15 protein-coding genes are annotated in these 24736 nt (G+C 45.6%); 11 read left to right on the top strand and 4 right to left on the bottom strand.

Features of this window, described 5'->3' with window-relative positions; all coding sequences use genetic code 11:
• Nucleotides 1–514 precede the first annotated feature (514 nt).
• Entirely contained in the window at nt 515–4420 is a 3906-nt protein-coding gene (locus tag E0496_RS08480) for a discoidin domain-containing protein (RefSeq protein ID WP_141501157.1), read from the top strand.
• Nucleotides 4421–4529: 109 nt separating this feature from the next.
• On the opposite strand, the gene E0496_RS08475 is transcribed toward E0496_RS08480, so the two are convergent.
• Nucleotides 4530–5027: a MarR family winged helix-turn-helix transcriptional regulator gene (locus E0496_RS08475; protein WP_420799866.1), complete on the bottom strand. Its 498-nt coding sequence runs from the start codon at nt 5025–5027 to the stop codon at nt 4530–4532.
• Between the two features lie 209 nt (nt 5028–5236).
• Between E0496_RS08475 and uvrA the strand changes: the two genes are divergently transcribed.
• The 4 genes from uvrA to E0496_RS08455 all read left to right on the top strand — a co-directional run bounded on the left by uvrA (nt 5237) and on the right by E0496_RS08455 (nt 12862).
• The gene (uvrA, locus tag E0496_RS08470) at nt 5237–7741 is read left to right on the top strand and encodes an excinuclease ABC subunit UvrA (protein WP_141501156.1); all 2505 of its coding nucleotides are present in this window, start codon (nt 5237–5239) and stop codon (nt 7739–7741) included.
• Nucleotides 7742–7798: 57 nt separating this feature from the next.
• A complete protein-coding gene (locus E0496_RS08465) occupies nt 7799–9325 on the top strand; it encodes an MDR family MFS transporter (protein ID WP_175598029.1) in 1527 nt (508 codons plus the stop codon).
• Between the two features lie 230 nt (nt 9326–9555).
• A complete protein-coding gene (locus tag E0496_RS08460; RefSeq protein WP_141501155.1) occupies nt 9556–11028 on the top strand; it encodes a protein adenylyltransferase SelO in 1473 nt (490 codons plus the stop codon).
• A gap of 355 nt (nt 11029–11383) precedes the next feature.
• The gene (locus E0496_RS08455) at nt 11384–12862 is read left to right on the top strand and encodes an Lsa family ABC-F type ribosomal protection protein (RefSeq protein WP_141501154.1); all 1479 of its coding nucleotides are present in this window, start codon (nt 11384–11386) and stop codon (nt 12860–12862) included.
• Between the two features lie 181 nt (nt 12863–13043).
• Here E0496_RS08455 and E0496_RS08450 read toward each other — a convergent pair whose 3' ends face one another.
• The gene (locus E0496_RS08450) at nt 13044–13619 is read right to left on the bottom strand and encodes a TetR/AcrR family transcriptional regulator (protein ID WP_141501153.1); all 576 of its coding nucleotides are present in this window, start codon (nt 13617–13619) and stop codon (nt 13044–13046) included.
• 182 nt (nt 13620–13801) lie between these two features.
• Between E0496_RS08450 and E0496_RS08445 the strand changes: the two genes are divergently transcribed.
• The 3 genes from E0496_RS08445 (at nt 13802) to E0496_RS08435 (ending at nt 18585) form a co-directional block, all read left to right on the top strand.
• The gene (locus E0496_RS08445) at nt 13802–14545 is read left to right on the top strand and encodes an SDR family oxidoreductase (protein ID WP_141501152.1); all 744 of its coding nucleotides are present in this window, start codon (nt 13802–13804) and stop codon (nt 14543–14545) included.
• Between the two features lie 240 nt (nt 14546–14785).
• Nucleotides 14786–15349 (top strand): TetR/AcrR family transcriptional regulator, encoded by a 564-nt coding sequence (locus tag E0496_RS08440; RefSeq protein ID WP_141501151.1) that lies wholly within the window; start codon nt 14786–14788, stop codon nt 15347–15349.
• A gap of 29 nt (nt 15350–15378) precedes the next feature.
• Complete coding sequence (locus tag E0496_RS08435; RefSeq protein ID WP_141501150.1) at nt 15379–18585, top strand: bifunctional cytochrome P450/NADPH--P450 reductase; 3207 nt, start codon at nt 15379–15381, stop codon at nt 18583–18585.
• A gap of 164 nt (nt 18586–18749) precedes the next feature.
• Here the strand turns inward: E0496_RS08435 and pdxR are convergent, their stop codons facing one another.
• Nucleotides 18750–20246, bottom strand: a complete 1497-nt coding sequence (gene pdxR / locus E0496_RS08430; RefSeq protein WP_141501149.1) for a MocR-like pyridoxine biosynthesis transcription factor PdxR — start codon at nt 20244–20246, stop codon at nt 18750–18752.
• A gap of 141 nt (nt 20247–20387) precedes the next feature.
• Between pdxR and E0496_RS08425 the strand changes: the two genes are divergently transcribed.
• The 3 genes from E0496_RS08425 to E0496_RS08415 all read left to right on the top strand — a co-directional run bounded on the left by E0496_RS08425 (nt 20388) and on the right by E0496_RS08415 (nt 23134).
• Nucleotides 20388–20972, top strand: a complete 585-nt coding sequence (locus E0496_RS08425) for a GNAT family N-acetyltransferase (protein WP_175598028.1) — start codon at nt 20388–20390, stop codon at nt 20970–20972.
• Between the two features lie 42 nt (nt 20973–21014).
• Complete coding sequence (locus E0496_RS08420) at nt 21015–21272, top strand: CPCC family cysteine-rich protein (RefSeq protein ID WP_141501148.1); 258 nt, start codon at nt 21015–21017, stop codon at nt 21270–21272.
• An 893-nt stretch (nt 21273–22165) separates the two neighbouring features.
• Nucleotides 22166–23134, top strand: coding sequence for a leucine-rich repeat domain-containing protein (locus E0496_RS08415; protein ID WP_206669735.1), 969 nt, complete (start codon nt 22166–22168; stop codon nt 23132–23134).
• Nucleotides 23135–23257: 123 nt separating this feature from the next.
• Here E0496_RS08415 and E0496_RS08410 read toward each other — a convergent pair whose 3' ends face one another.
• Nucleotides 23258–24643 carry an MFS transporter gene (locus E0496_RS08410; RefSeq protein WP_141501146.1) on the bottom strand — a complete coding sequence of 462 codons (1386 nt, stop codon included), beginning with the start codon at nt 24641–24643 and terminating at the stop codon, nt 23258–23260.
• Nucleotides 24644–24736: the final 93 nt, after the last annotated feature.

Raw genomic sequence — 24736 nt, 5'->3', positions numbered from 1 at the left:
TAATTAATTTTTTCTCTTGCTGGCGGGTACGGTCTTCAGGGCCTGATTTCATGATTTCACTCGCCTTCCTATTATGTGATTTCATTCACAAGGGTTTTAAATAGGTTTCATGATAATAGGGCCTCGGCTCATTATGCCCTTAACCATGAGGATATAAAATAACTCGATAGGGCTAAATCCGATATCAATTGCAACGAATCTTTGAACAACGGAAAGACTCCCACCTTATAGACGGAATCCCTCACTAAAAAATTTAGTATGATCTTTGAAACACCTACATTTTGCGTAAGATTACATCTTATTTCCTTGGCAGTACTGTCTCTATAATGAAAGGGTATGACATGGGAAGGAGGGCTACTTGCTATTTTATGTCCTTTAAAGAAAGGTGGGGCGGAAAGGAAGCAAGAAAAGCATGTATAAAACTTAAAGCGAAACTTATTTTGCGAACGCTATCATTGATCAATTGCGTAAAATGAATAATTTCTTGCAGTCAAAACTATTGAGGAGGAATATAATGCGCAACAAGTATGTGGCATGGTCGCTAATTGTATCCATGCTGATTTCAACTCTGTTTCTGTCTGCTGGTCCTTTTGCACCCGTATCTGCAGCAGGCGGTCCCAACCTGACACTGGGCAAAGATGTTACCGCGAGCGGCCAATCACAAACATATGCACCAGCTAATGTGAAGGATAGCAATGCAGCAACGTATTGGGAGAGTGCGAATAACGCCTTTCCCCAATGGATTCAAGTCGATTTAGGCGCAACTGCCAGCATTGACCAGATTGTGCTTAAGCTGCCGGCAGGCTGGGAAACGCGTACACAAACCATTGCTGTGCAAGGCAGCACGAACGGCTCCACATTTACAACGATTGTCGACGCAGCCGGTTACACGTTCAATCCTTCGATAGCCGGAAACTTCGTTACCATTAATTTTGCAGCAGCAAACACGCGCTATGTTCGCCTGAACGTAACCGGGAACACGGAGTGGCCGGCTGCTCAGCTGTCCGAATTCGAGATTTACGGTACGAACGGCCCAACTCCTTCTCCAACAACGACACCAACGCCTTCCGGAACCTACCAAGCTGAATCTGCTGCGCTCTCGGGCGGGGCGAAAGTGAACACGGACCATACTGGTTACTCCGGAACAGGTTTTGTTGACGGCTACTGGACGCAAGGGGCGACAACAACCTTCACGGTAAACGCAGCCTCCGCAGGAAACCGCGATGTAACGCTCAAATACGCCAATGCAAATGGCAGTGCCAGCACAATCAGCATCTACGTTAACGGCACGAAAATTCGCCAGTCCTCGCTGCCAAATCTAGCGAACTGGGATACATGGGGCAATAAAGCAGAAACACTAAATCTGAATGCAGGCAGCAACACCATTGCATATAAATACGACGCCGGTGATACCGGTAACATTAACCTGGATCAAATCACCATTTCCACGACTACCGCAACGCCTAGTCCAACTTTGACTCCGACACCTACAGTTGCACCTACTCCAACAACAACACCAACATCTACGGCAACGCCAGTTCCGACAATAGCTCCAACCCCAACTCCTACGGTTGTACCTACAGCTTCACCTACAGTTACACCGCTCCCAGGAGATAACCTTGCCGTGGGCAAACCCATTACTGCTTCTTCAACCACGCTTTCCTTCGTGGCAGCAAACGCTAATGACAATAACAACACAACTTATTGGGAAGGTGGTGCAGCATCAAGCACGCTCACGCTTGATCTGGGTGCCAACCATGATATTACGTCTATTGTGCTAAAGTTAAATCCATCCTCCTCATGGGCTGCTCGCACACAAACGATTCAAGTGCTTGGCCACAACCAGAATACAACTACCTTCAGTAACCTAGTCTCATCGCAAACCTACACGTTTAATCCATCCACTGGCAATACGGTGACGATACCAGTAAGTGCAACGGTTAAACGATTACAATTGAGCATAACGGCGAATACGGGCGCTTCGGCTGGCCAAATTGCTGAGTTTCAAGTATTCGGCTCGCCAGGAACGAACCCTGATCTTCAGATTACAGGAATGACCTGGTCGCCTGTTTCTCCCATTGAGACTAACACGATCACGCTCAACGCAACCGTTAAAAATAACGGAAATGCCAGCTCCGCTGCAACGACCGTGAACTTCTACTTAAACAACGAACTTGCGGGCTCTGCAAACGTAGGCGCTCTGGCTGCTGGCGCTTCGGCATCAGTAAATCTGAATGCCGGCACGAAAGCAGCTGCCACCTATTCGGTCAACGCTAAGGTCGATGAGAACAATTTGATTATCGAGCAAAACGAAGCGAATAACAGCTACACGAACGCAACGCCGCTAATTGTCGCTCCTGTCGCAAGTGCCGATCTAGTCGGAGAGGTTTCGTGGACTCCAAGCAATCCTGTAGCTAATAATTCTGTAGCTTTTAACGTGAGCTTGAAAAATATCGGAAACATTGCAACAGCAAGCGGTTCACATGGCGTTGCTGTTGCTCTTAAAAATTCAGCAGGCTCGACGATCCAAACCTTTAATGGCTCATATAATGGCGCTTTAGCAGCCGGAGCTTCTGTCAACATCTCCATTCCCGGAGCATGGACAGCAGCCACTGGCAGCTATACGGTTACCACGACAGTTGCAGCAGATGCCAATGAACTCGCCATCAAGCAACCCAATAATGTGAGCTCAACGGCATTGGTCGTTTATTCTGCCCGTGGGGCGAGCATGCCTTATACCAGGTATGATACCGACGATGCAGCTAGAGGCGGAGGCGCAACGCTGCAATCTGCGCCTACATTCGATCAAGCCCTCATTGCTTCGGAGGCTTCCGGGCAGCGCTATGTAGCACTGCCTACGAGTGGTTCCTATCTCGAGTGGTCTGTTAGACAAGGAGAGGGAGGCGCCGGTGTAACGATGAGATTCACGATGCCAGACTCGGCGGATGGCATGGGTCTAAACGGCTCACTTGACGTATATGTCAATGGAGTGAAAGCCAAGACCGTGCCATTGACATCGTATTACAACTGGCAGTATTTCTCGAGCGATCAGCCTGCAGATACGCCTGCCGGTGGACGTCCGCTCTTCCGATTTGACGAGGTACATTTCAAAATGGACACACCGCTCCAGCCTGGCGATACGATCCGAATCCAGAAGAGCAATGCGGATAACCTTGAATATGGCGTCGATTTCATCGAAATCGAACCCGTGCCTGCAGCAATTGCACGTCCGGCCAATTCGGTTTCTGTTACCGATTTCGGAGCAATCGCTAATGATAGCTTAGATGATCTTGCAGCCTTTGAAGCTGCGGTAACTGCCGCTGTCGCAGGAAGCAAAACCTTGTATATTCCTGAAGGAACATTCCATCTTGGAAACATGTGGAAGATAGGCTCTGTCAGCAATATGATCAATGACATTACAATCGTAGGTGCTGGCATATGGCATACAAACATCCAGTTTACCAGTCCAAATTCGGCATCGGGAGGCATTTCCTTCCGGGTTGAGGGCAAGCTTGATTTTAGCCATATCTATATGAATTCGAAACTACGGTCGCGTTATCATGAGAATGCGATTTACAAAGGATTTATGGACAATTTCGGTAAAAATTCAAAGGTGCACAACGTCTGGGTTGAACATTTTGAGTGCGGGTTCTGGGTAGGGGATTACGCGCATACACCTGCCATTTATGCCGATGGACTCATCATTGAAAACAGCCGGATTCGGAACAACCTTGCGGATGGGGTGAATTTCGCCCAAGGAACGAGCAATTCGACCGTACGCAACAGCAGCGTACGAAATAACGGAGATGACGGCCTTGCTGTCTGGACGAGTAACGTCAATGGTGCAAGGGCAGGCGTCAACAATACCTTCTCATTCAATACGATTGAGAATAACTGGCGTGCAGCAGGCATTGCATTTTTCGGAGGAGGCGGGCATAAAGCTACCAACAACCTGATCATCGATACCGTCGGCGGTTCCGGCATTAGAATGAACACGGTGTTCCCGGGTTATCATTTCCAGAACAACACAGGCATTCTTTTCTCGGATACGACGATTATTAACAGCGGAACCAGTAAAGACCTTTATAACGGGGAGCGAGGGGCCATCGATTTGGAGGCATCCAACGATTCCATCAAAAATGTAACGTTCACCAATATCGATATTATCAACACGCAGCGCAGTGCTATCCAGTTTGGTTATGGCGGCGGCTTTGAAAATATCGTATTTAACAACATTAACATTAATGGAACTGGACGTGACGGAATTCTAACTTCCCGGTTTACCTCGCCACATCCAGGCGCGGCTATCTATACCTATACAGGCAATGGTTCAGCCACGTTCAACAATTTGACGACCAGCAATATCGCACATCCTAACGTAAACTACATTCAAAATGGTTTTGGCCTAATCATTAATTAAGTGAATTCCTAATAGGTAGACTAACATTAAAGCATACTAGTAAGAAGGACGATACCCGAGGTCATTTGACTGATCGGCGTACCGTCCTTTTTGTTGATGATAGCAAGCTTCAAGAAGAAGACTTGCCGTTTGTCTTGGAGCTAAGGTATTGAATTTGATCCTCAAGGACCGCACTTGCCCGGTCTAAAAATTGCGTAATGAGCAAAAGTTCTTCGTCGCTATAAGAGGAAGCAAGCTTGACCATTTCGGCATGAAGGGGCAGATACGTATTGCTGATTTCTTCTCTATTCTCATACATAGGGACAATGATGACTTTGCGACGGTCGTTGGGATCATTCTCCCTGCGGACAAAACCGTTTTTTTCCAATCTATCGATTAATGAGGTTACGCTTCCCGTAGCTAGCCCGGTTAGCTTGGAGAGCTCGCCAGCGGTAATCGGGCCTTTCTCACGCAAAATATCGACGGATAAAAAATCATTATTGTATAAACCTAGGGAAGCCGCTACGTTTTGCTGATATAAGACCGTGCGAGAGCCCAATCCCCGCATGCGCAAAGTGAAATTTTCTTGCAGCTCTGTTGGTTGATCTTGTCCACCATGGCTTGACAAATAACAACCCTCCTTTTAAGATATAATTTATCTCGACCATCGAGATACTTCATAATCAAGATACTAGACATTCATTTGTTTAATCAAATTAATTTTAACGAAAACAGGACTGAAATGCAAAGTTACTAAGCTTTTACTTAGTAAAAAAGCAGTTGTACCGCTAGTTTCGAAATGGATCCATTCGAAAAGATACACGAGGAGGCGTCATTGTGAAAGACACGATTGTGATTAAAGGTGCGCGGGAAAACAACCTGAAGAGTATCTCGCTAACGATTCCGAAATACAAGCTTGTTGTTCTGACAGGCCCATCAGGCTCAGGCAAATCGACGTTGGCGATGGATACCCTCCAGAGGGAATGCCAAAGACAGTATATGGAGTCCATGGGCTTGGCGTCAGATTCCATTCGTAAGCCTAAAGTCGAGTCGATTGAAGGCTTGTCTCCGTCCATTAGCGTCGGGCAGCATGTAACGAACCGTAATCCGCGCTCGACAGTTGGCACTGTAACAGATATTTATACGTACGTCCGTTTTATCTTCTCGAGGCTCGGAGCGCGAATTTGCTTATCCTGCAGCGGCAGCATTCTTCCAACCTTTGAACCTGCGGGTCTAATGGCTGAAGAAGACGAGAGTATGGGTCGTCAGACCATAAAATGTCCTCATTGCCATGCAGAGCTTGAAAAGCTTGGAATGTCGCACTTCTCCTTTAATAAACCGGAGGGAGCATGCGGCTCCTGCAGCGGACTTGGACATGTGGCAAGCATCAATGAAGCAGCTGTTTTTCATCCGGAGCTTAGTTTGCGCGGCGGGGGAGTTGCTTCGCTGAACGGCGTCCATCGCGATATTCAAATCCGAATACTCCTGGCGGCAGCCAAGCATTACGGCTTTGACCTTGATCCTGATCAACCTTTGAAGGAGTTCGGTGAAATTCAACGGGATTTGCTGTACTACGGAGTCGAGAGCGAGGCGTTCAAACGTCATTATCCGAATGTCAAACCGGTTCAAGGCACGAAATTCGAAGGCGTCATACCCGGATTATGGCGGCGTTACAAGGAGAAGGAAGGGGAGGCTGGCGCCCAAGAAAAAGACGGAGGTTTCTTTCATGAGCAGCTTTGCCCGGATTGCCTTGGAGCGCGCCTGAAGCTAGAAATTCGCCTTGTTCAAGTGGCTGACGCAACGATCTCTGATGTATCCGGGTGGTCTCTTGGCGAGGTATACGCATGGACAAGAGGACTGGAGGCTGAATTGCCCGCTGAAGGTCTTCATCTGCTTGAACCGATCCTTCAAGACATGCCCATAAGGCTCAAAAGAATTATGGATGTCGGGCTCGGCTATCTGTCCATGAACCGCCAAACCGTTACGTTGTCCGGCGGAGAAGCACAGCGCCTGCGGCTTGCTTCGCTTCTTGGCTCGGGACTGACAGGCGTACTCTATATTCTTGACGAACCAACGACCGGTCTTCATCCCCGGGATACTGTTGGGCTCATTCGCGTGCTTCAGGAGCTGCGTGATCTCGGCAATACCGTGCTTGTGATCGAGCATGATATCGAAATGATGCGTGCTGCCGATCATATCATCGATATAGGTCCGGGTGCAGGCGTTTATGGAGGAACCGTTGTAGGTGAAGGCAGCGTGGAGGATTTGATGGCGAGCTCGGAATCGGTGACAGGAGCTTATTTACGCGAAGAAGGACGGGAAATTCCAACACGCTTGCGACGTGAGGGAAATGGAAAGCAAATTACGATTCAGGGAGCGCAAATTAGAAATATCGATATCCCCTTGGTAGCTTTTCCGTTAGGCAGCTTGGTGTCCGTAACCGGAGTATCGGGCTCAGGTAAATCTACGCTTGTATTCGATGTTTTAGCGCAAGGAAATACAATGAAAAAGGAACCAAAAGGCTTCAATCAGATCACAGGCTTAGAGCATGTCGGCCATATCGTCATCTTTGACCAGACGCCAATGGGCAGAATGCAGCGCTCGAATGTCGCGACCTATACGGAGGTATTTACCCATTTGCGACAGCTGTTTGCAGGATTACCGGAAGCGAAGAGACGTAAGCTGACCTCAAAGCATTTTTCTTTTAATACGCCAGGCGGACGATGCGAGACATGCCAGGGTCTCGGCGTGCTTTCCATTGATATGAATTTCTTGCCCGATTTAGAAGTGAAGTGCCCTGATTGCAAAGGTCGTAGGTTTACGGACGAAGTGCTGGAGGTACAGTACGAAGGCTTCTCCATTTCGGACCTTTTGAACATGTCGGTGCAGGAAAGCCTGCCTATCTTGCAATCGGAGAGCAAAATATCCGGTCTGATCTCCATGCTGTGCGAGGTTGGGCTTGGTTATTTGAAGTGGGGACAGTCGGTCAAAACCTTATCCGGCGGTGAAGGGCAGCGGATCAGATTGGCGAAAGAGCTTAGCAAGCCTTCCAAAAATCACACCCTCTATCTGCTGGATGAGCCGACGACCGGACTCCATCCCTCAGATATTAAACAGCTTCAAGTATTGCTAAATAAGCTGGTCGATTCAGGAAATACAGTCGTTATTGTCGAGCATAGCTTGGAACTAATCCGGGAGTCGGATTGGGTGATCGATATCGGTCCAGAAGGCGGAGCAGCCGGCGGTAAGCTGGTAGCCGAGGGCACGCCAGAACAGGTAGCGGAAGTTTCTGCTTCTTATACGGGCATGTTCCTGAGACGGATTTTGGCAGAAGGGCTTTAATGACTGGCTAATTTAACATTGGTTAAGCAAGCAGATGAATGTGGAGGTTACAAATGGATGTTGGCTAAAAAAAATAATGTAGCAGTAATTATCGTGGCTTTGCTGCTGGCCACGCTTATGGCTTCGATGGATAACACGATAACAGCAACTGCAATCGGAACCATCGTCGGCGACTTAGGCGGCTTTGACAAATTAATGTGGGTAACGTCTGCATATATGGTAGCAGAAATGGCTGGCATGCCCATCTTCGGTAAACTTTCCGATATGTATGGTCGCAAACGCTTTTTCATCTTCGGAATTATTGTATTTATGCTTGGTTCTGCTTTATGCGGTACGGCAGAATCAATCGTGCAGCTCAGCATTTATCGCGCGATCCAGGGCATTGGGGGCGGTGCGCTCGTTCCGATCGCATTTACGATCATGTTCGATGTAGTCGCTCCGGAAAAACGGGGCAAGATCGGCGGTTTATTTGGTGCCGCCTATGGCATTTCCAGCATTTTTGGCCCCCTAATCGGCGGCTATATTACGGATTATGTTCATTGGTCTTGGATATTCTATATCAACCTGCCCATTGGCCTTATCGCATTTGGGATGATTTTTTTCTTCTACAAAGAATCAATTGTGCATTCCAAGCAAAAAATTGACTATCTTGGTGCATTTGCGCTTGTCGGTTCTATCCTTTGCCTTATGTTTGCCATTGAACTTGGCGGCAAGGAATATGCTTGGGACTCCAGTATGATCATTGGATTGTTCTTTGCATTCGCAGTGCTTATCGTTGGTTTTATATTTTTCGAACGCCGTGCGCAAGAACCGATCATTACCTTCGGCATGTTCAAGAACCGGCTTTACACCACAAGCAATCTGATGGCTTTATTTAGTGGAGCTGCCTTTATTACCGCTTCCGTCTATATCCCAATCTTTATCCAGGGTGTTTTTGGAGGCTCGGCAACGAGCTCAGCACTTGTCCTACTTCCTATGATGCTCGGTTCCGTAGTTACGGCGGCTGGCGGCGGATTTTTGCTTGCCAAGTTTAATTACCGCACTATCATGATATCCACCTTAGCGCTGCTTGTTGTTGGGATTGCATTGCTAGCCACGCTGACAACCGATTCTTCACGTCTATTAGTTACTATTTATATGGTCTTGGTCGGTCTAGGCATCGGTTCGTCATTTTCAGTACTCAGCAATGCAGCCATTCATGGGTTTGCAGCAAGGCAGCGGGGGTCTGCCAGTTCGACCCTAAGCTTTACGCGTGAGCTTGGAATGACGCTTGGCATTACCGTATTCGGCATAATTCAAAGTCATGTATTTACGAATAAACTCTCTTCCATGTTCGACAGTGGAGAACAAGCAAATGGAAGCATTGACCTAAGTGATCCGAGTCAAATTTTAACACCGGATACGCGCGATAACATTCCTCCTCAGATTCTTGATAAAATAACAGAGGCCTTGTCCTCATCGCTTGTCCATACTTTTGCTTGGGCACTCATACCGTCTGTCATTGCTCTCATTGCTGCTTTGGCCATGAGCAAAGAAAAATTCGACCCGGCTTCCGAGTTGGAAGAATACACCGCTTCTCATTAAATCGATACGCGACATAAATGGCCAACCCTCGTCTTCTTCCATAAGATGAGGGTTGTTTTTGTGCAATCAATCTGAGAGAGAAATCTACTACTAGCATTCATAGAATAAAATCTGTAAACTCAGCATGAAAAGGGTATAATAAAAAAACCAAAGTATACACTAAACAAGCTGATATGCTTCGGTATTAAACGTAAATCATTACATTTCATTTGCCTATAAAAGGAGATCCAATGACAGAGACAAATGCAATCATAGATTCAGGCTGGAACTTTGACAATAGTTATTCTCGGCTGCCGCAATCCCTTTTCACGAGGCTCGACATAAATCCCGTACGTTCACCTAAGCTAATCATTTTTAATGATACGCTGGCAGCATCACTCGGTTTGAACGCTGAGGCACTGCAAAGCAAGGAAGGCGCAGCATTGCTCGCTGGAAACGAAGCGCCGGAAGGAGCCATGCCGCTTGCTCAAGCCTATGCGGGACATCAATTCGGTCATTTTAACCGATTAGGCGACGGCCGGGCTTTGCTGCTAGGTGAGCAGATTACGCCGATAGGCGAGCGGTTTGACATCCAGCTGAAGGGCTCCGGAAAAACACCTTACTCCCGTGGAGGCGATGGCCGTGCGGCACTGGGACCGATGCTTCGTGAGTACATCATTAGCGAAGCTATGCATGCGCTTGGCATTGCGACAACGCGCAGTCTTGCGGTTGTGACTACCGGTGAATCCATCTACCGTGGAACCGAAGAGCCTGGTGCCATTTTAACAAGAGTGGCTGCTAGTCATATTCGCGTAGGCACCTTTCAATTTGCAGCCCAATGGGGGACGAAAGAAGAACTTCAGGCGCTAGCAGATTACACCTTGCAGCGGCATTTCCCAGACGTTGACCATGATCAGAACCGCTATCTCGTGCTCTTGCATAAGGTGATTAAGCGCCAAGCTGCACTGATTGCCAAATGGCAGCTCGTTGGCTTTATTCACGGTGTCATGAACACAGACAACATGGCACTGAGCGGAGAAACCATTGATTATGGTCCATGTGCCTTCATGGATGCCTATGACCCGGCAACGGTATTCAGTTCCATTGACTCCCATAGCCGTTACGCTTATGGGAATCAACCTCCAATTGCTGCTTGGAATCTCGCAAGACTTGCGGAAGCACTGTTGCCTTTGCTGCATGACAATGAGCAGCAGGCTGTAGCCTTGGCAGAAGAGGCGCTATCCGAATTCATTGAATTGTATCAGCTTAAATGGCTGACAGGAATGAAGGCGAAACTGGGCATTTTCAATGAGGATCCCGAAGATAAACCGCTGATTGAACGCTTGCTTACGATCATGCAGCAGCATGGTGCGGACTACACCAATACCTTCCGGGCATTAACATTTGATAAGATGTCAGGAGAGGCTTTATTCGAAACGCCGGAGTTTGTAAACTGGTATGCGTTATGGCAAGAAAGACTTGGGAAGCAGCAGCAATCAAAAGAATCGTCGCTTCAATTGATGCGCAAGAGCAATCCCGCTCTGATCCCGCGCAACCATAGAGTTGAAGAGGCACTGGAAGCAGCTGTGCTTGGAGACTTTAGCGTAATGGAACGGCTGCTTGCGGCTCTTGCGAATCCATATGCGCACACGGCTGAGCAGGCTGAATATGCCACATTGCCAGTAGACTCCAACCGAAATTACCAAACCTATTGCGGCACCTGATTGTTGCAGCAGCTTCAAGCACCAACCAGAAGCGGTCAATATCTATAACACCATCTATCCAATGGGGAACTTGATATTGAAAAAAAGATATGATAGACTACTCCTAATTTAATGAATGGAGCTGAAAAGAATAATGTAGAAATTTTCTTGCGATCAATATAAAAAATAAAACAACTAAAGCGATTGGTTTATTTCGTTTGTTTTATTGTTTATATGCAAGATAGTTACTACTTCTTTTCACTCAAACGATATCCTTATCTGACCCTATAATGGGTTAGATTTGCTGTATTTATTTGAGCTACAAGAAAGTAACTTTCTTGTGGCTCTTTTATTTTCTATACAGGAGGATGATTTCATGTCATTAATTAATGTTACAAACTTTACGTTTGCCTATGAGGGCAGCTACGATAACATATTTGAAAACGTGAGTTTTCAAATCGATACCGATTGGAAATTAGGATTTACAGGAAGAAACGGCAGAGGGAAAACAACCTTTCTCCAGCTGCTGCTTGGGAAATACGAGTACAGCGGTACTATTTCGGCTAAGGTCACCTTTGAGTATTTTCCTTTCCCTGTGGAGAACAAGGAAAACAATACCATTGATGTGATCACTGACATATTTCCGGATTATATTCATTGGCAGCTAATGCGCGAGCTTTCTTTGCTTAAGGTTTCTGAAGATGTGTTGTATCGGCCCTTCAATTCATTGTCGAACGGCGAACAAACGAAAGTGCTGCTGGCTGCATTATTCATAAAGGAAAATAGCTTTCTGCTGATTGATGAACCGACTAATCATCTGGACATGAATGCCAGAAAACTGGTAAGCGATTATCTCAATACAAAAAGCGGCTATATTTTGGTTTCTCATGACAGGTCATTTCTAGATAACTGCGTAGACCATATTATATCTATCAATAAAACAAACATTGAAATTCAAAAAGGAAATTTTTCAAGTTGGTGGGAAAACAAACAGAGACAAGACAACTTTGAGCTTGCCGAGAACGAAAAACTTAGAAAAGACATTAAACGCTTGTCGAATTCCGCTAAGCGGACCGGGAACTGGTCACACGAAGTGGAAAAAACAAAAAACGGTACAAGAAACTCCGGTTCAAAGGTTGATAAAGGCTATATTGGCCATAAGGCCGCTAAAATGATGAAACGTTCCAAAAGCATTGAGCAGCGGCAGCAATCGGCTATCGATGAAAAGTCTAAGCTCCTTAAAAATATTGAAAATGCGGAAGGACTCGAGATTTCACAGCTTGCTTTTCATAAAAGCCAGCTTGCTGAACTGGATCAGGTTTCGATTTTTTACGGCGAACGAAAAGTATGTACCGATGTGAGTTTTACGATTGAGCCAGGTGAGCGCATTGCTCTTTCCGGCCAGAACGGCTCTGGCAAATCAAGCATAATCAAGCTACTTTGCGGGGAGGAGCTAAGCTATACGGGCACCTGCCGGAAGGATAGCCTGTTGAAGATATCCTATGTGTCACAGGATACCTCACATCTTCAAGGCAGTTTGTCCGACTATGCTGCCAGCAGCGGAATTGACGAGAGCCTTTTTAAATCGATTTTAAGAAAGCTTGATTTTTCCAGAACTCAGTTCGAAAAAGATATTTCCGCCTTCAGCGGAGGCCAAAAGAAGAAGGTGCTTATTGCAAAAAGTTTAAGCGAACAAGTTCATTTGCATATTTGGGACGAACCGCTCAACTTTATTGACATTATTTCGCGCATGCAAATTGAAGAGCTGCTGCTGGAATACGCACCTACCATTTTGTTTGTGGAGCATGACAGGGAATTTTGCAATAACATCGCAACAAAGATTGTTAAGCTGTAATTTTTATTTAACATTGGGAAGCAATCCCGTTGTTGTGGAATGATAGTCTGGAAGTCATTTTAAAGCAATTGCTTTGCATGAGGATGACCTCCAGCGCTATTACGTTGAAAGCCCCATAACCGGGTGTACCATAGGTTACTTTGTTAATTGCTAGGCGACTAGCAAATGACTCGCTAATATTTTAATCAGCATAAATGTCATTTTTCTCAAACAATCTCCGCAACTGATCCGCCATAAAGGAAGGAGGGTGCGGCATCGCATGCTGTATCCACCATTCCACGATTCCAACAAAGGCCGAAGCCATAAATTGGGCATTAAGCTCATGATCGATTTTCGAATCTAGGTTTTGCATTTCAAGTTTCTTTTTTACGTTCAATGTGATAAACGCTAGTAGGCGCTCGCGGAAAACAAACGTTCTTTGGTGTGCGAACAACGATGAGAAGAAAGTGAAATTCCCCTCGAAATAAATAAAAATAGGGGTCAAATCGCTATTTAGCGTTGTGTTGCCCGGGCTGTTCTCATCGAGGCTGCAAAAAGCAATCAGTTGATTTAAATATTCTTCAATGCATTTATCAAGCAGGTCGTATTTATCCGTGTAGTGGAGATAAACCGTACCTCGATTTACATTGGCTCGTTCCGAGATATCATTAATCGTTAGCTGCTGAAAGTCTTTTTCGGAAAAAAGCTCCAAAAATGCCTTGTTGATCGCTTCTTTCGTCTTTACGATACGTCGATCTATTTTAGTAGTGGCTCTCATATTTAGTTTCCTCCCTAGTTACTCAACAGTTTGGTTCATGATGTTGAGTATAGAACATATACGATCCGATTAGCGATTGAATATCCTATCTATCTCGATATAATGATAATCAACGAACGCCAATTATACAACATTTGTTGAATAATTGAGTTTGAATATTATTTTCGAAGGGACAGATAACATTGGAAAACACGACATCCAAAGTAGTCATCATAACGGGAGCATCCAGTGGGATTGGGGAAGCGACAGCTAAATTATTGGCCAAGCAGGGAGCGAAAATCGTGTTGGCGGCAAGAAGAGAGGACCGTCTGCAAGCTATCGTCAACGATATTAAACAAGAAGGCGGAGAAGCGGTTTATTTCACGACAGACGTAACCTCGCAACAAGATACGCAAGAGCTGGCACAATTTGCTTTGAAGCAATATGGCCGCATTGATGTGCTTGTGAATAATGCCGGAGTCATGCCCGTTTCACGTCTAAATGAATTAAGAGTTGAGGAATGGGAGCATATGATTGACGTGAATATAAAAGGCGTGCTGTATGGCATTGCCGCGGTTCTGCCAGCTATGAGAGAACAGCAAAACGGGCATATCATCAACGTTTCATCGGTTGCCGGCCATTCGGTAAGTCCGACATCAGCTGTCTATAGTGCTACCAAATTTGCCGTTAGAGCCATTTCGGAAGGACTGCGCCAGGAAGAATCCCCAACCTCTAATATCCGCTCAACGATCATATCCCCGGGAATTACCGATTCTGAGCTAATTAATACCGTCAAAAGTCCTGAAGTTCAAGCAATGGCTTCACATTTCAGTAGCCTAAGCATTTCGCCATATCGGATCGCCGGAGCGATCGCTTACGCCATTCATGAGCCGGAAGATACCGGAATTAACGAGATCGTGATCAGGCCGACAGCACAGAGTATGTAAAATACAACCCAATTCGAATCGTTAGGGAAGCAACAGATACGTTTATACACTCCAATTATAAAAAACTAGGACCACTTTGGGGTCCTAGTTTTTTTGTTTGTTAACAATTATCTGCATTATTCTATTGTTAAGAAGGAGATCGGAAGCTCAAGATTTGAAATCCGTTCATTCATGGTTTATAATTCTATTAAACAATAGTTTTATCTATCATTTACAAAGCATTGAAAGAGGGAATTCCCAATGAATAAACCGAGAATTACGGCAAAAGAAGCCAAGCTTCATGCCATTCTAGATTCAGCAACAGAGCTGCTTGTCGAGAAGCCGACGGCTTCATTGAATGAGATTGCCGAGCATGCCGGTATCGGTATTGCAACATTACACCGGTATGTGGAGAGCAGAGATCAGCTTATGCTTCAGCTTGGCTTAAGAGCTGTTCAAGTCGTGGGAGACACGATGAGCCGCCTATCGCAAGATGAAAAGGATGGGAACAGCTACATTCCGGCTCTCATAGAAGCATTAATTCCACTAGGAGCTAAGATTCATTTCCTTACTCACGATGCTTCGTTGTACTACAACGAGGAAATGCTTGCAGCCGAAAATAAAATATTAGAACCGATTCGAAATGCCATCCGGTCCTTGCAGCAAGCAGGAACCCTGCGGCAGGATCTGGACACGGAATGGATTTTAAATGTTTTGTATTCACTGCTTATTCTGACCTGGCAGCAAGTGCAGCAAGGCAATATCGCCAAAAATTCCGCTGCCAAGCTGGTGAACGATACGCTCTTTCATGGGGTTAAAACTTAAATTGATGATTCATTCAGAGGAGGTAAACAATGAAAGAAGCTGGAATAAGCAACGTTCCGCAGCCCAAAACCTACGGACCGCTTGGCAACTTGCCTCTAATTGATAAGGAAAAACCGACTCTGTCCCTTGGCAAGCTGGCTGAAGAATTGGGTCCAATATATCGTTTAACGGGTCCAGGCTTCTCCAGTCTCGTCATTTCAGGGCATCAGCTGGTAGCAGAAGTTTGCGATGTTACGCGCTTTGACAAGTACGTGTATAACGAACTGGAGAATGTGCGCGCTTTTGGCGGAGATGGCTTGTTCACGAGCAGAACGGCCGAGCCTAACTGGCGAAAGGCCCATAATATTCTATTGCCAACCTTCAGCCAGCATGCGATGAAGGGATATCATTCGATGATGGTGGACATTGCCCAGCAGTTAATCCAGAAATGGAGCCGCCTAAATCCGAAGGAGAGCATTGACGTGCCTGATGACATGACCAGGCTTACGCTGGACACCATTGGGCTCTGTGGATTTAATTACCGTTTTAACAGCTTCTACAGAGAGAATCACAGCCCGTTTATCGTAAGCATGGTACGCGCGCTCAATGAAGCAATGCTAAAAAGCTCACGACTTGGCATACAAAATCTGTTGATGGTGAAAACGAAAAAGCAGTTCCAAAAGGATATTCAGACCATGTTTTCATTGGTAGACCAAATCATTGATGAACGCAAGGCGAGCGGTATTGATGGCGAGAACGACTTACTCGCCCGCATGTTAAGCGGAGTAGACCCAGATACGGGAGAGAAGCTCGATGACGAGAACATCCGTTATCAAATCATTACCTTTCTCATAGCCGGACATGAAACAACAAGCGGTTTATTGTCTTTCGCCCTGTACTTCTTGTTGAAAAATCCAGAATCCCTAAAGCAGGCCTATGAGGAAGTGGATCGAGTGCTGACTCAATCAACTCCTTCCTATGAAGAGGTCCTCCAGCTCAAATACGTCCGAATGATTCTGAACGAATCCTTGCGTCTGTGGCCCACTGCGCCGGGATTTGATCTCTATGCGAAAGAAGATACCGTGATTGGAGGGCAGTACCCTATGAAAAAAGGGGAGACCGTCAGTGTTCTTCTGCCACAGCTTCATCGGGATAAAGACGCATGGGGAGAAGACGCGGACGAGTTCCGACCCGAACGGTTCGCCGATCCCTCCAAAGTGCCGAATCATGCGTACAAACCGTTTGGTAACGGTGAACGGGCCTGCATTGGAATGCAGTTTGCGCTTTATGAAGCGACACTGGTACTGGGGATGGTTTTGCAGCATTTTGAGCTCATCGACTTTCAAAATTACCAGTTGGATGTAAAGCAGACACTAACCCTTAAACCAGGCGATTTCAATATCCAAGTGAAAATGCGGCCAAATAAACAGGCAGCAAGCATACTACAGCAAGAGATGCCAATTAAGAGAGAAAACGTGGTAAAGGAATTACAGAAAAAACCATCATCTTACGAAGGCACAATCATAGGTGCAGAACGTTTGCCTCTGCTCGTGCTTTATGGCTCGAATTTAGGAACGGCTGAGCGAATTGCGAGGGAGCTTGCCGATACAGCACGCATGTATGGCGTGCAGAGCGAGGTCGGTCCTTTGAATGACTGGATGGGCAGGCTTCCGAAGGAAGGCGCTCTTCTGATCATCACTGCAACCTATAACGGAAAGCCTCCACAAAATGCTGCGAATTTCGTTAATTGGCTGGAACAGACTCAGCCTGGCGATTTGAACGGTGTTAGCTATGCGGTATTGGGCTGTGGAGACCGCAATTGGTCGAATACTTATCAAAACATTCCCAAATGGATGGATGAACAGCTTGATCAGAAGGGGGCGACTAGGCTATCCGCTCGGGGAGAAGCTGACGCTGGCGGTGATTTTGAGAAGGAGGTTGACGATTGGCAGGAACGGCTATGGAAGGATATTTTGACTGCTTTTGACCTGAAAATGGACAAAGAGGCAAAGGCAGAAAAAACACAGGCTTCATTGTCCGTTCAATTTGTAGATGGCGTCCCTACCTTACCGCTGGCTCGAACATACGGTGCAGCTTATGCTGCAATTGTGGCAAACCGTGAGCTTCAGTCGGAAGACAGCGGACGAAGCACGCGCCATATTGAAATGGCATTGCCAGCTGGAATGAATTATCAAGAAGGGGATCACATCGGAGTGCTTCCGAGCAACAATATTTCAAATGTCAATCGAATCCTACGCCGGTTCAAGCTTGACGGAAACGATCAGTTGATTTTGTCGGCAAACGGACGCCATCCGGTGCACTTTCCGCTGGGGCGGCCTGTAAATCTTAGCGATCTGCTTAAGAACAGCGTAGAGTTGCAGGAACCCGCCACACGTGCGCAGCTGCGTGTTCTCGCCGCTTATACGGTATGCCCGCCGCACAAACGCGAATTGGAGGCGATGCTAGAAGAGGATAGCTATCGACAACAGGTTTTGAGACAACGCGTGACCATGCTCGATCTGTTAGAAAAATACGAAGCCTGTGAACTACCATTTGGGACATTCTTAGAGTTGCTGCCTGCGCTTAAGCCCAGATATTATTCTATCTCAAGCTCACCTCGGCATCACCAAGATCAAGCAAGCATGACGGTCGCTGTTTTGAATGCACCCGCATGGAGCGGCAATGGACAATATCACGGTGTGGCGTCCACCTATCTGGCCAATCAAAGGGTAGGCGAACAGCTTCTTATGTTTATTCGCACACCGGAATCCGGTTTTCAGCTGCCGGCCGATGCAGCCGTACCAATTGTCATGGTCGGACCGGGAACAGGCGTTGCTCCGTTCAGGGGGTTCTTGCAGGTAAGAGCAGCCCTCAAGAAGCAAGGAGTAGAGCTTGGCGAAGCCCATCTTTATTTCGGCTGCAGGAATGAATCTGATTTTCTCTACCGCGAAGAATTAAAGCAATATGAAAAGGATGGCATTGTCACGCTCCATATCGCTTTCTCCCGTGTCGATGAATCCTCTAACTGTTATGTCCAGCATTTAATGGAGCAAAACAGCAACGAGCTGATTAGGATTTTAACCTATGAGGGACGTCTATATATATGCGGTGACGGTAGCAAAATGGCGCCTGATGTAGAAAAGACCCTCATGCAAGCTTACCAGCATGTACACGGAGCAGGGCAGAATGAGGCGAATTCATGGTTAAACGAACTTCAAGCAGAAGGGCGTTATGCCAAAGACGTGTGGGCAGGGTAATCAGAGCTATGCGTAAACAAATCATTTTATTGTAAAATGCCATTATCTTCTGGTACAGTTTTTCTGTTTAAAACGATCCGTGCCTATGGCCAAACGCGACCTGCGCACATCGATTGTGAATCGAAGTGCGCAGGCTTTATTTTATCTATCGTTGACTTAAAGTCTCAGCTCATTCGCTCCCAAACCTCGATCATTCTTCCAATTCCTAAGATCAGGTCCTCGTCTTGAAGATGCGAAAAGCCTAGGCTTATGCCTATTTTATCGTGGCTTGTTCGTTCTCGCACCCACTCAACGCCTGCTTCCCGGCAATCTTTTTCATAAGTCTCATATTGCTCCTTCGTTCCTAACCACCATCCGAAAATATGCAAGCCAGCGTCCCCGTCGATCCAACGGATCGGAACGGGCATACGTTTCAACATGTCGCGCAAAAGCGAAAATTTATGGCTGTATATTCGCTTCATTCTTCGCAAATGGCGTTCATATAGCCCGCTGCTCATAAACGCGGCCAATGCTCGCTGCTCTAGAATCGCGCTTGGATGCGGTTCATATAACGACTTGGCGCTGGTAAAAGGCTCGACTAAAACAGTCGGGAGCACGACAAAGCCAAGCCTTATATCCGTCATCATTGTTTTGGAAAAGGTGCCTGTATAGATTACGAGTTCGGTCGACTTATCCAAGCTTTTAAACGTCTCGATCGGCTTGCCTCGATGACGGAATTCGCTGTCATATTCATCCTCGATAATAAATGCACTTTGTTTGGCAGCCCATGAGAGCAATTGTTGCCTTCGCTCCATGCTCAGCACCGCTCCGGTCGGGTATTGCCGATTCGGTGTGACGAATAGCATCCTGGCATCCCACGATTGTGGAATAAGTCCCTGGTTATCGACTTCGCCTTCAATCAGCTTTGCTCCTGAAGCAAGTACAGCTGTCTTTATCCCGCGATACCCGGGACATTCAGCAACGACCGCATCCCCAGGACCTGTTAAAAGCTGCGTCAAAAGGGCAATGGCTTGCATCGATCCGTTTACGATCACAATCTGTTCAGCATTCGCACCAATCCCACGGTTACGCTGCAAATGTTTGGCGATAGCTTCCCGCAGCGCCATCACGCCAAGCGGCTGATGCGCATCGACGGTAGCTTTCTCAGACATCGATCTTGCTTCTTCATGCAAGCAACGATTCCAGGCTTCCTTTGAAAAGGGGCTCATCTCGGTTATCCCCAGTTGAAAAGAAACCGTCCCGTTTCTTTTTGTACTCCATGTATCTACTTTTGATGCGTGATAAGAGGTTTTTGGACTCTGCGTAGGGTTTGCTGCTTCCCATTCCTTAATTGTTGGAGTTCTAAGCCGCTCTCCCCATTCAGATAAGCGAACCTTTTTTTTGATGGGAGGGAGCACTGGCGCACTGGCGGACTGAAAATTGACGAAAGTACCGCTACCGACCACAGCAGTAACATACCCTTCGGCCGTGAGCGCTTCAAGCACATTGGAGACCGTACCACGTGAAAATCCATACATACGCGCTAATTCCCGACTGGAAGGCAGCCTAACCCCATTGGCCAATTTGCCTTGTACGATTGTATTTTTCAGGGCATGGTATAACATCTCATACTTGGTAGAGTATTGTGCCATATAGGGCTCCAAAGCAATATAAATAAACATGTCTGTTTCCTTTCGGATGATAAAGTGGTCTAATCAAATTTAGTGAAATTGGATCTACCAGTGAGCCGATACTCGTCATATAATGACAACAATCTCACAAAACCTCGAAAGAATCAAATACTAAATCGGAGGACACCCATCATGACAACTGAGCCATTCGTATTGCAAGGAACTCGCGCCAAACTGATCTTGTTGGAGAAGCATCATGCTGAGCTGCTGCTAAAAGCTGCAAAGGATACCCCGATTTGGGGCGTACCCTTAAAAGGGATTTCTACGTTAGCTGACGCCGAGCAGTATATTGAACATGCAAAAAAAGAAGAGGCAGAGGGAACCTGTATCCCTTATGCTATCTGGGATTTGGAGCAGGATAAAATCGTAGGGAGCACCCGGTTTTTTGATATATCTGATGAGCATCGTGGCTTGGAAATCGGCTATACGTGGATGAATCCGAGCGTTTGGCGGACAAAGATAAATACGGAGTGCAAGTATTTGCTGCTGCGCGAAGCATTTGAACAACGGGGCATGATTAGAGTGCAGCTAAAAGCAGATCTTCGCAATACAAGGTCCCAAGCAGCTATTGAACGCATCGGCGCCGTAAAAGAAGGGGTGCTGCGCAATCATCGCGTGCTGAATGACGGATACATTCGCGATACGGTGATCTACAGCATTACCAATCAGGAGTGGCCTTTGGTCAAAGTAAAGTTGGAAGCATTTATCTCTCAATAACGAAGTGGCCAGATCCAATCCATTTGATAGGAGCAGTTGAAGATGAAGAGATTACAGTGCCCTTGCTGTGAATATTTCACTGTTGAAAGCAATGATGAGGTAATCGTGGATATTTGTGATGTTTGTTTTTGGCAGTATGATGCTGTCGCCCATGATCAACCTGATAGAAATATTGGCGCAAACCATATTTCATTGAATCAAGCAAGAAAGAACTATAAAGAGTATGGGGTATGTAAGCAGAAATTCAAAGCTATGGTCCGAGAACCATTGGATATTGAACAACAATATAATCAGAATTAATGTTTCTCGTTTTAGGCGCTGTTTGAGTAGATCATTCTATGAAGTCGCGGTTGCAGCCAGATTTTAGATAGACTAAGACTTGTAAAGGTAAGACTCTCGAGACTAAGCCGAACCCTTCATTTCTCCCGATCGATCTTACCGCTTCTCATATCTTATAACCTAGCCATAAGCTACCCATTTGAAGCCACTGGGCTAGATTAGGTCTATTTTTTAGACCTATTTCATCCCAATTGCCAATTTCCGCCAGAATAGATCTAAAAAATAGATCTATTTCTCCAAAACCCAGCCATATCCAGGTCAATTGGGCCGCTGGGCTAGATTAAATCTATTTTTTTGGATCTATCACATCTATATTCATCCGTTTCTGCTATTTCTGCCAAATTTACGAGATAAGTAATGACCATGGAAGTCGAACAGTAGTAGATGCCACTAGGACTGTTTGTCACAATTAGGTAAAAAGGCCGCAGACCTTTTTCTCTTAAAATTTTATAATGGATGCAGCGAAAAGCCAATCAAAAACCGTACTGCTAGCTGCAGCACGGTTTTTGGTTAAATAACAAGAGGAAGGATGGTTGGGATTAAGCTATTTTTTAAGATCGGCATTTGGATTGTCAGCATAATTTATTTTATTTTGATGTCTATCTTTATTTCTAAGGGGACTTTAACTGTTCGAATGGGAATGCTAACAACGCTAATAACAGCCTTGGTCATTGGCATTTTCTACTGGTTTCCTAGGTTGTATGCATACTTAAATCACAAATTATATGAAAAACTGAGGCGTATGATGAAATAACACAAATAAACGATAATCATGAACACTTGATAGAGGAGGTAGATTGATGAGTGAACCATGGATTCATTCCATGAATGGTGTTCCTTGGACAATTCCGAAGATGCAGGAAGCTGCCTTATTGTTGCGGCGGAGAGCATCCATCGGTTTTGTATTTGGTGCGGACAAGCTGTCTGATCTGGTTGAGCTTGATGAGTTGCTTTTTGCTAAACGACCGGATTTAATTCTGAACATCGGGAGTACGGCCAGTAAAGGAGAGTATACCGAGGAATGGATTGACACATTAGCAGGATTAAAGCATATCAAAGCCTTACATTTGAACATCATGCAGAGCCAAAACCTAAGCAAGCTGCAAGTCCTCCATAACTTGGACTTTCTGAGGATAAGAGCTGCAAAGTCAATATCTCTTGAGTTTTTGACCGCGTTCAAACAGCTAAGCTTTTTGGAGCTGGATGGAAAGTTCAAAGACTTGTCGCCACTCTCAGAATGTGATCATTTGAGAAGTTTGATTCTAAAAGCTACAATCCATCAACTGAATTTTGCCGAACACCTTCCGCTTGAATATATGCTGATCAACAACTGCAGCATCAATTGTGAGATAGACGCACGTAACTTCCCCATGCTGAAGATGCTAAAGCTATCGGCCATTAACAAAATGGAGGACATCTCATCGATCGGTGAATTTAAGCAATTGCATTTCCTTGGCCTTGCTTTATCTAGAGTGAAACAGCTGTGCGATTTCTCCCACATGGAGAAGCTCAAAGAGCTTGAGCTTGTATCCATGAAATCCTTGCAAGAGATTCATCCATTGCAAATGCCTCCTCATTTGGAACATTTAGTATTAACGGAGATTAATCCGGCTTTAAAGGCTGAGGCGTTTGCGTCGCTGGCAGCAATACCTGAATTAAGGCAGTTGGATTTTCAGTTTATAGATTTCAATAAGGGACGTATTGCTGCCTTGCGCAAAATAATGATTGAAGCAGGTAAAGAACATATCCTACTTGAAAATATCCCTTCAGAAAAAAGAAAACAATCGATGGAGATCCTCCATCTTTCACGCATATTAAGATAGATATTCCGCGTAATCCTATCTTCGCTTTTCCTGTTAGATATGAGAAAGGAGGACAATAAATGGATCTCCATTATTGTCCTCCTTAGGGTAAAAATGGACCCGAATATTCAATTGTTCTAGAGCTTATGACACTTCCAATTGCGCTGACTCCCGGCGCCGCCAGCTCATGAATACCAAGGACAATGCAATTACAGTGAGGATAGCCCCAAGCAGTCGAAATCCCCCAGCAGTGAACTGGTTTCCCATTAAAATGCTTAACAACAAGGAAGATAGGATCGTTCCCAAGTATCTCGAGGTCATAAATACGCCAGATGCTACTCCAATCATCTCTTTCGGTGCACTTTTGAACAACGCAGCTTGCATACCGACATTGTTTAATCCGTTGCTAATACCGAATGCAGCTAACGCCAAACAAACACTGATTACCGGTGAAGCTTGGTTTAAAGTCATGATCCATATTGACCCAAATGCCATCAATATTCCAGATACCATCAATGCCGGTCGAGCTCCGGATTTATCAATCCAGCGTCCTGCTACCGGAGAAACAATAAGCGAGCACAAACCTAAGCTTAGCATGAGAATTCCGGTATGGATTTCGCTGACATGACGTACCGTCTGCAAGTAGGAAGGAAGTCCAAAAAAAAGCGAGTAATAAAGTACGTTAACGAGTATGAATTCGATATTGACCCAAGTCAGCGCAGGATGCTTAGCAAAGGTGCGTAAAGGTATAAACGGTGATGCCGCTTTTAACTCATGCCGTATAAATGCCCATAGAGAAAGAAGGCCAATCAAGCCGACCATGACATGTCCGTATGAGACATACCCCGATGATTTTGCTGATAGTAATCCAACAAGCAAAGCAACGAGACCTACAGTGAAAAGCATAACACCTGGCGCATCGACTAAATTAAGCCATTTGTGAAATGTCATGTTGGAGGCAATAGAGGATGACGGCTTGTCCTTGGGGATATTCCTCCAGCCTAATAAAAAGCTCAACAATGCAAACGGAATATTCACTAAAAAGATCGCAGGCCAATCCCACCAGTGAATCAAAACCCCACCAACAAATGGACCAATAGCTGCCGCTCCAGAGAGGAATATGGACAAAATGGACAGCGCACTCGCTTGTTTCTCCGTAACGTGAATCCGAACAATGGCCATTCCAACTGAAACCATCATGCTTGTTCCGATGGACTGAACAATACGAAACACGATAAGCCATCCAAAGTTTGGCGATAACGGTGCTAGTAATGATGCAGCAAAGGCAACAACAAGTCCGATTAGAAATATTTTCTTGCGACCGAATAAATCACTGGCTTTTCCCATTACAGGCTGAGCGACAGCACTGGCAATATAAAAAGAAAATATAATCCAAGAAACAACGGTAAAATCCAGCTGATATACCGTTTGCAGTCTTGCAATAGCAACAGCAATCATAGAAGAGTTCAAAGGATTCAATAATATCCCGAGCCCGACTGAAATCATTAACCATCTGTTTTTAACACTCATGTATGATTCCCCCAATAGCTTATTAATGTCATGGTAATTGAAATCATATATTTATTCCAACGCATTTTATGTTATGATTTCATTGATTTAAAG

The organism is Paenibacillus luteus, assembly GCF_006542765.1.
Taxonomy (GTDB): domain Bacteria; phylum Bacillota; class Bacilli; order Paenibacillales; family Paenibacillaceae; genus Pristimantibacillus; species Pristimantibacillus luteus.
This window is presented reverse-complemented; position numbering and strand designations above follow the sequence as displayed.

Excerpts from the sequence above, each read along its gene's own strand:
- pdxR (WP_141501149.1), bottom strand. The coding sequence starts at position 20,246 with ATGTTTATTTATATTGCTTTGGAGCCCTATATGGCACAATACTCTACC.
- E0496_RS08455 (WP_141501154.1), top strand. The coding sequence starts at position 11,384 with ATGTCATTAATTAATGTTACAAACTTTACGTTTGCCTATGAGGGCAGC.
- E0496_RS08480 (WP_141501157.1), top strand. The coding sequence starts at position 515 with ATGCGCAACAAGTATGTGGCATGGTCGCTAATTGTATCCATGCTGATT.
- E0496_RS08425 (WP_175598028.1), top strand. The coding sequence starts at position 20,388 with ATGACAACTGAGCCATTCGTATTGCAAGGAACTCGCGCCAAACTGATC.
- E0496_RS08440 (WP_141501151.1), top strand. The coding sequence starts at position 14,786 with ATGAATAAACCGAGAATTACGGCAAAAGAAGCCAAGCTTCATGCCATT.
- E0496_RS08460 (WP_141501155.1), top strand. The coding sequence starts at position 9,556 with ATGACAGAGACAAATGCAATCATAGATTCAGGCTGGAACTTTGACAAT.
- E0496_RS08465 (WP_175598029.1), top strand. The coding sequence starts at position 7,799 with ATGTTGGCTAAAAAAAATAATGTAGCAGTAATTATCGTGGCTTTGCTG.
- E0496_RS08420 (WP_141501148.1), top strand. The coding sequence starts at position 21,015 with ATGAAGAGATTACAGTGCCCTTGCTGTGAATATTTCACTGTTGAAAGC.
- E0496_RS08450 (WP_141501153.1), bottom strand. The coding sequence starts at position 13,619 with ATGAGAGCCACTACTAAAATAGATCGACGTATCGTAAAGACGAAAGAA.
- E0496_RS08410 (WP_141501146.1), bottom strand. The coding sequence starts at position 24,643 with ATGAGTGTTAAAAACAGATGGTTAATGATTTCAGTCGGGCTCGGGATA.
- E0496_RS08415 (WP_206669735.1), top strand. The coding sequence starts at position 22,166 with ATGCAGGAAGCTGCCTTATTGTTGCGGCGGAGAGCATCCATCGGTTTT.
- E0496_RS08435 (WP_141501150.1), top strand. The coding sequence starts at position 15,379 with ATGAAAGAAGCTGGAATAAGCAACGTTCCGCAGCCCAAAACCTACGGA.